6 protein-coding genes are annotated in these 6674 nt (G+C 61.1%); 4 read left to right on the top strand and 2 right to left on the bottom strand.

Going from position 1 to position 6674, the window contains the following annotated elements; genetic code table 11:
• The first annotated feature begins 204 nt into the window (after positions 1-204).
• A complete protein-coding gene (locus tag PMI32_RS02730; RefSeq protein WP_008034522.1) occupies positions 205-1026 on the top strand; it encodes an aldo/keto reductase in 822 nt (273 codons plus the stop codon).
• A 29-nt stretch (positions 1027-1055) separates the two neighbouring features.
• Positions 1056-1526 carry a DUF1810 domain-containing protein gene (locus PMI32_RS02735; protein WP_008034513.1) on the top strand — a complete coding sequence of 157 codons (471 nt, stop codon included), beginning with the start codon at positions 1056-1058 and terminating at the stop codon, positions 1524-1526.
• Here PMI32_RS02735 and PMI32_RS02740 read toward each other — a convergent pair.
• On the bottom strand, positions 1491-3851 hold the full coding sequence (locus tag PMI32_RS02740; protein ID WP_162130736.1) for a DNA polymerase II: 2361 nt from the start codon (positions 3849-3851) through the stop codon (positions 1491-1493). The genes PMI32_RS02735 and PMI32_RS02740 overlap by 36 nt on opposite strands.
• Positions 3852-4186: 335 nt before the next feature.
• On the opposite strand from PMI32_RS02740, the gene PMI32_RS02745 reads away from it, so the two are divergent.
• Positions 4187-4627: a CBS domain-containing protein gene (locus PMI32_RS02745; RefSeq protein WP_007944798.1), complete on the top strand. Its 441-nt coding sequence runs from the start codon at positions 4187-4189 to the stop codon at positions 4625-4627.
• A 113-nt stretch (positions 4628-4740) separates the two neighbouring features.
• On the opposite strand, the gene PMI32_RS02750 is transcribed toward PMI32_RS02745, so the two are convergent.
• On the bottom strand, positions 4741-5364 hold the full coding sequence (locus tag PMI32_RS02750) for a glutathione S-transferase (RefSeq protein WP_008034499.1): 624 nt from the start codon (positions 5362-5364) through the stop codon (positions 4741-4743).
• A gap of 146 nt (positions 5365-5510) precedes the next feature.
• On the opposite strand from PMI32_RS02750, the gene PMI32_RS02755 reads away from it, so the two are divergent.
• Positions 5511-6305, top strand: coding sequence for a DUF4349 domain-containing protein (locus PMI32_RS02755; protein WP_008034498.1), 795 nt, complete (start codon positions 5511-5513; stop codon positions 6303-6305).
• Positions 6306-6674 lie beyond the last annotated feature (369 nt).

Raw genomic sequence — 6674 nt, 5'->3', positions numbered from 1 at the left:
AGGCGAGCTAACGCTCGGCCTGATGAGTGGTGAAAATCAAAAGCGTGCGTGCCCCCTGTAGGAGCCGGCTTGCCGGCGAAAAACGTCTGGGCAACGCGTTTGTTCAGACAGCCCGCGTTATCGTTGACACCTACAGCCCGGGGAACCCATGGGCTATTCTGCTGCCAACCGAAGTATCGACCGAATGACATCAAGGAGCTTTGCATGCGGACTCTCGAACTGGCCGGCATCAACGTACCGGTTATCGGCCAGGGCACCTGGCGCATGGGTGAAGATCGCGCTCGACACCGCGAGGAAGTCGCCGCGTTGCGCCTGGGCATCGAGTTGGGCATGACCTTGATCGACACCGCAGAAATGTATGGCGAAGGGGGCGCCGAGAAAGTCGTCGGCGAAGCCATTGCCGGCCTGCGCGACAAGGTGTTTCTGGTCAGCAAGGTGTATCCGCACAACGCCAGCCGCAAGGGCATCCCCGAGGCCTGCGAACGCAGCCTGCGGCGGTTGAACACCGATTACATCGATTTATACCTGCTGCACTGGCGCGGTCAGTACCCCCTTGAAGAAACCGTTGAGGCATTCGAACGCCTGCGCGAGGCCGGCAAGATCGGCCGTTGGGGCGTGTCCAATTTCGACGTGGATGACCTGCAAGAACTGGCCTCCCCGGCCTGCGCCACCAATCAAGTGCTCTACAACCTTGAGGAGCGTGGAATAGAATTTGATTTACTGCCGTGGAGCCAACAGCATCGTCAGCCATTGATGGCGTACTGTCCCATCGGCCAGAGCGGGAGTTTGCTCGCTCACCCGACGCTAAAGCAGGTGGCCGCCCGTCACGCGGCGACACCGGCCCAGGTAGCCTTGGCATGGATTCTGCGGCAGGATGGAGTCATTGCCATCCCCAAGGCGGTCCGACCTGAGCATGTGCAACTGAATGCGCATGCCGCGCAATTGAAGCTTGTAGCCGGGGATCTGGAGGCGCTGGACCACGCGTTTCACGCGCCACACCGCAAACAGCGACTGGCCATGGTCTGAGCCATCGCGGTTCTGTCAGAGGGCTTCTCATGAGAAGCACCGATCAGCTCGACGTCTTTGATCTGCAACGCTTTCTACGGGCGCAGGACCCGGTATTCGAACGGGTGAAAAACGAGCTCGTTGCGGGCCGCAAGCGCAGTCACTGGATGTGGTTCATCTTTCCGCAATTCATCGGCCTGGGCGGCAGCGAAATGTCGCAACGATATGCCATTCACTCGGGAGAGGAGGCTTCGGCGTACCTCAAGCATGCGCAGCTGGGCCCACGGCTGCGCACCTGCACGCAGTTGGTGCTGGATATTCCGGAACGCTCCATCATCGAAATTTTCGGCCATCCGGACAACCTGAAGTTCCGCTCGTCGATGACCTTGTTCGCGCAGTTCGCCCCGGATGACAGCCTGTTCCAGCAAGCGCTGATGCGGCACTTCCATGGGATTCCGGATGACTGGACGTTATCGCTGCTGGACTCAAAACAGGCCCAACTGCCCCCCAATCAGGGTTGAGAAATCGTCATCCACGAACGGCAGAATCGCATCCGCCACCGGTTGCAGTTGCCGGGTGACGTAGTGGTCGTAATCGATCGGCGCGCTGTGGATCTCCAGCGGCTCGGGCCCGGCGACGGTGATCACGTAGCTGATCCAGCCACCGTTCTGGTATTGCCGCGGACGGCCCTGTTGATCGTTGTAGTCGTCGGCGATCCGCGCCGCGCGGACATGCGGCGGCACGTTGCGCTCATAGTCATCCAGGGTCCGGCGCAAGCGCTTGCGGTAGATCAGGCGATCATCGAACTCGCCCGCCAGGGTCTTGCGCACGTACTCGCGGACATAATCCTGATAGGGCTGGCGATGGAAGATCCGCGTGTACAGCTCTTGCTGGAATTGCCGGGCCAGCAGCGACCAGTCGGTGCGCACGGTTTCCAGCCCCTTGTAGACCATCTCGTCGCTGCCGTCGTCACGCGTGACCAGCCCGGCATAACGCTTCTTGCTGCCCTCCTCCGCACCGCGAATGGTCGGCATCAGAAAGCGCTTGTAGTGGGTTTCGAACTGTAACTCCAATGCGCTTTGCAGCCCGTACTCCTCTTGCACATGCACGCGCCACCACTGATTGACGTGATCCACCAGCGCGTGGCCGATCTGCGCCGCTTCCTGCTGACCGTGGGCGCGGCGCAGCCAGACAAACGTCGAGTCGGTATCGCCATAGATCACCGTGTGCCCCTGGGCTTCGATCAGTTGGCGGGTACGCAGCATGATTTCGTGCCCGCGCAACGTGATCGACGAGGCCAGACGCGTATCGAAGAAACGGCAACCGCTGGAACCGAGCACGCCGTAGAAGGCGTTCATGATGATCTTCAGCGCCTGGGACAACGGTGCGTTGTGTTCGCGCTTGGCGGTTTCGCGGCCCTCGGCGACCCGGGCGACAATGACCGGCAGGCAGTGCCGGGTTCTGGAAAAACGCGCCCCGCGAAAACCGGGCACGGACTCGCTGTCCTCGGGATGCTTGAGCCCTTCGATCAGGCCCACCGGGTCGATTAGGAAGGTGCGGATGATCGATGGATAGAGGCTTTTGTAGTCGAGCACCAGCACCGATTCGTACAGGCCCGGCTGCGAGTCCATGACAAATCCGCCGGGGCTGGCCTGTGCAGGCTTGCTGCCGAGGTTGGGCGCAACGAAACCCTGGCGGTGCATCAGCGGCATGTACAGGTGCGTGAAGGCCGCCACCGAACCGCCGCTGCGATCCGCCGGCAAACCGGTCACGCTGGCCCGCTCCAGCAGGAAAGTGAGCAATTGGGTCTTGGCGAAAATCCGCGTGACCAGTTCGCAGTCCTTGAGGTTGTAAGTGGCGAGCGCCGGTTTGTCCTCGGCGAACATGCGGTTGATTTCGTCCATGCGCTGGTACGGCGTGCTGATCGCCTTGCCTTCGCCGAGCAGGGTTTGCGCGACGTTTTCCAGGCTGAACGATGGAAAACTCCAGGTCGCCGAGCGCAGGGATTCGATGCCGTCGATGATCAATCGCCCGGCGGCCGAGGCGAAGTAATGGTTGCGGCTGCCGTGCTCGCGCCACTGCATTTCCTCACCGCCGCGCCCCAGTTTCAGCGGCACAGCCAGGCGTCGGGCGTGTTCGTGAAGCACGCGCAAATCGAACTGCACGACGTTCCAGCCAATGATCGCGTCAGGGTCGTGCCGGGCGAACCATTCGTTGAGCTTTTTCAGCAGCAGGGTGCGCGACTCGCAATACTCGAGCTGGAAGTCGACCTTGCTGTCGTCGCCGTTGGGCGGGCCGAGCATGTACACCTGGCGCTCGCCGCAGCCTTCCAGCGCGATGGAATACAGATCGCCCTGAGCGGTGGTTTCGATGTCCAGGGACACCAGCCTGAGCGTCGGTCGATAGTCGGGATCGGGTTTCATCTGCGCGTCGAGCAGCAGGCCTTCGGCATCAGGTGTGCCACCGAAGATCACCGGCGCGGTGATGAAGCGCTCCATCATGTAGCGTTCCGGTGGGCGTACGTCGGCCTCGAACATCTCGACGCCGGCCTTGCGCAGCGCGGTTTCCAGGCGCATCAGCTGACCGTGTTGCTGGCAATACAGGCCGAGCACCGGGCGATGCTCGAAATCCAGCAGGGCCAGGGGTTTGAGCTCGACGTTTTTTTCGCCGTGCAGCACCTGTTCAGCCTGCTCGCGCTGCTCGGCGGGGATGAACGCCACCGACGGTTGATGCGGCAGGCGAATACGCTGGGGACCGGTGTCGGTCGCCAGCCAGAACTCGACTTCCGTACCGGCCGGGGTATCGCGCCAATGCCGGGTCAGGACGAAGCCCCGCTGTAAATCCACCACTGCAACCTCACCTCTGATTCAGAGCGCAATTCTACGCGGCATTCCCGCCAATAGCAGTGAACGCCTGCTCTGGAATGCGATCCCTTGTAGGAGCTGGCTTGCCAGCGATGGACTCCAACCCACCGCGTTTAACCAGTCAGCACGCGTTATCGTTGACGACCATCGCTGGCAAGCCAGCTCCTACAGGTCGGTGGTGTGTTCGAAAATGTGAGGTTTATCGAAGAAAAACGGCTGAATGACGTTTTTTGCGCGTTATCTGCCGTTTTCTGCCTTGCCCTCGGCGCTCGGGTCTACGATTCTTCAAGAACAACGACAACACCCGAGAAGCCACCATGAAAACCGTCGCCCAACTGCTCAAGTTGAAAGATCAGAAAAATCAGGAAGTGCACCAGATCAAACCCGATCATATGGTGCTCGAAGCACTGATGAAGATGGCCGAGAAGAACGTCGGTGCCTTGCTGGTGGTAGAGAATGACGAAGTGCTGGGCATCATCAGTGAACGTGATTACGCACGCAAACTGGTGCTGCATGGCCGCTCTTCCGTGGGCACGCCGGTGCGCGACATCATGGTGTCGCCCGTCATCACCGTAGACACCCATCAAACCGTCGATACGTGCCTGGGCATCATGTCTGACAGGCGCCTGCGCCACCTGCCGGTGGTGGAGAACGGCAAGTTGATCGGCTTGCTGTCGATCGGCGACCTGGTCAAGGAAGCGATTGCGGAACAGGCAGAACTGATCCGCCAGCTGGAGCAGTACATTCGCGGCGAGTAATGCGAGCCCTGTAGGAGCCGGCTTGCTGGCGATAGCGTCCTATCAGACCATAAATATGTCGCCTGAAGCACCGCCATCGCCAGCAAGCCGGCTCCTACAGGGGTCATCGCTGTTCAGGACGGCCAATGCCGCGCAAAAACCGGTGCCAACGTCGGGTGCCGGTCGATTCGCTCAAGCCAGGCGGAAAAACCGGGCCGGGCACTGCGCAAATGCTCCCGGGTGCCCGCCCACCGCGAGATCACCGCCGCCAATACATCCAGCGCACCGGGCGTCTCATCGCCCAGGTACAACTCGCCCGAGAACTGATCGGCAAACACCTCCCAACTCCAGTGCAACCGCTCGCGAGCGCCGGCCATGAGGTTGTCCCGCGAGGGTTTGTCCGCCACGAGCAACCAGCGCTCGGGGTAATCGATGATGCCGATCGCCGCATAACAATTGGTGACGATGTACACCAGCCCCCGGATCGCCTGATCGCGCTCGGCGGCGTCTTTCGGCAGCAGTTTCGACTTGGGAAACGTCAACCCGAGATGAATCAAAATCGCCGCACTTTCGGTGAGAACGCTGCCGTCAGGCAGTTGCAGGGTCGGAATCTGCTTCAGCGGGTTGATCTTCTCCAACGCGTGGGCCGCCTCGGTGGATAACTCGACGTCGATGAAGCGGTAAGGAATCTCGCACAGCTCCAACGCGGCTTCGATGGCGGCGGCGCCGGAGTTCTGGTGTCCGTATAGCTGATACATATCGCGCTCCTGGCGAGACGAACAGGTAGTCGGTAGACGAGCGGGCAAAGGTCACGTTCCCTGCCATTTGGCGGATCGATGCAGGTAAGATGCGCGATCCCGGGGCACTCTTCTAATACCCCCGCAGTACACTTCAAGGAAAGAACATGCGCCAACAGGATGGCCAACGCGCCGCACTTTTTCGTACCGTCGGTTTCATTCTGGCCTGCCTGGCGCTAAGTGCCTGCTCGCCAAGCGACCACTCGTCATCGGCCAGTCTAGCCGGTGAACAAGGGCGTGGCGGGGCCATGCTGGCCTATGAACACGAATTGCAGCTGTTGCTGCCCCAGGCAGAAATCGCCCCGCGTTTACAGGCCACCCGTGAGGCGTGCGAAACCGCACGCTTCGGTGCCTGCAATGTCTTGCGTATCGAGCAAGGCGCCAGCCGCGCCGACATCACCTTGCGCATTGCCCCTGCCGGCGTCGAGCCGTTGGTGGCGATGGCCGCCGAGGGTGGCGAACTGGGTCAGCGGATCACCAGCGCCGAAGACCTCGCCGATGCCGTGGACGACACCCGCCGACGCCAGGAACGACTCAAGGCTCAACAGCAGCGCCTGGATGAACTGGCGACCCGCAAAGACATCAGCGTCACCGATCTGATCACCCTGAGCAAAGAGCAGGCCGGGATCGAAAACGATCTGCAAGCCCTGGCGCAGATTGCCGCCGGGCACCAGCGGCGTCTCGACACCAATCGGGTCACGTTGTCGTTCCTGCCGACCGGTGCCAGCAGTCGCTCGTCGCACTTGAGCCAGGCGTTCAGCAACTTGCTCGACAACCTGGCCGAAGGCGCCGCCGATGCACTGGAAAAAACCAGTTACGCCCTGCCCTTCCTGATCCTCGCGTTCCCGCTGTTCATGCTGTGGGTCTGGTTGTGGCGCAAGTTTGTTCGGCGTCGGACCTGATCGCGCCACAAGCATTCAGTTATTTTTTTTTGGCCACTGCATCCAAATCGCTTTCCGCCGGGTAGTTCCTGTAGCAGCCCTTGTTACTGCGCAAGACGCCAGCTAACCCCCAAGCCCAACGCAATCCTCTGTAGGAGCCGGCTTGCCGGCGATGACGTCCGTCCCGTCAATGAAGGGTGGGACTGATCCACCGCTATCGCCGGCAAGCCGGCTCCTACAGGGATCTGGATTGTTTGCTGGATTGCTGCCCGTCTCGCCCCCCGTGTAAAACCACCCCCGGCCTGCCGACGGCAGAACCATCACGCCCACGCACGGGGCGTCAGCTGCTCCATCACTGCCGTCGATGTTCACCATCACGTCAATGAAGTT

It is taken from the genome of Pseudomonas sp. GM60 (genome assembly GCF_000282415.1).
In the GTDB taxonomy this organism is placed as follows: Bacteria; Pseudomonadota; Gammaproteobacteria; order Pseudomonadales; family Pseudomonadaceae; genus Aquipseudomonas; species Aquipseudomonas migulae.
Note: the sequence above shows the minus strand (reverse complement) of the source record. Positions and strands in the feature narration are given on the sequence as shown.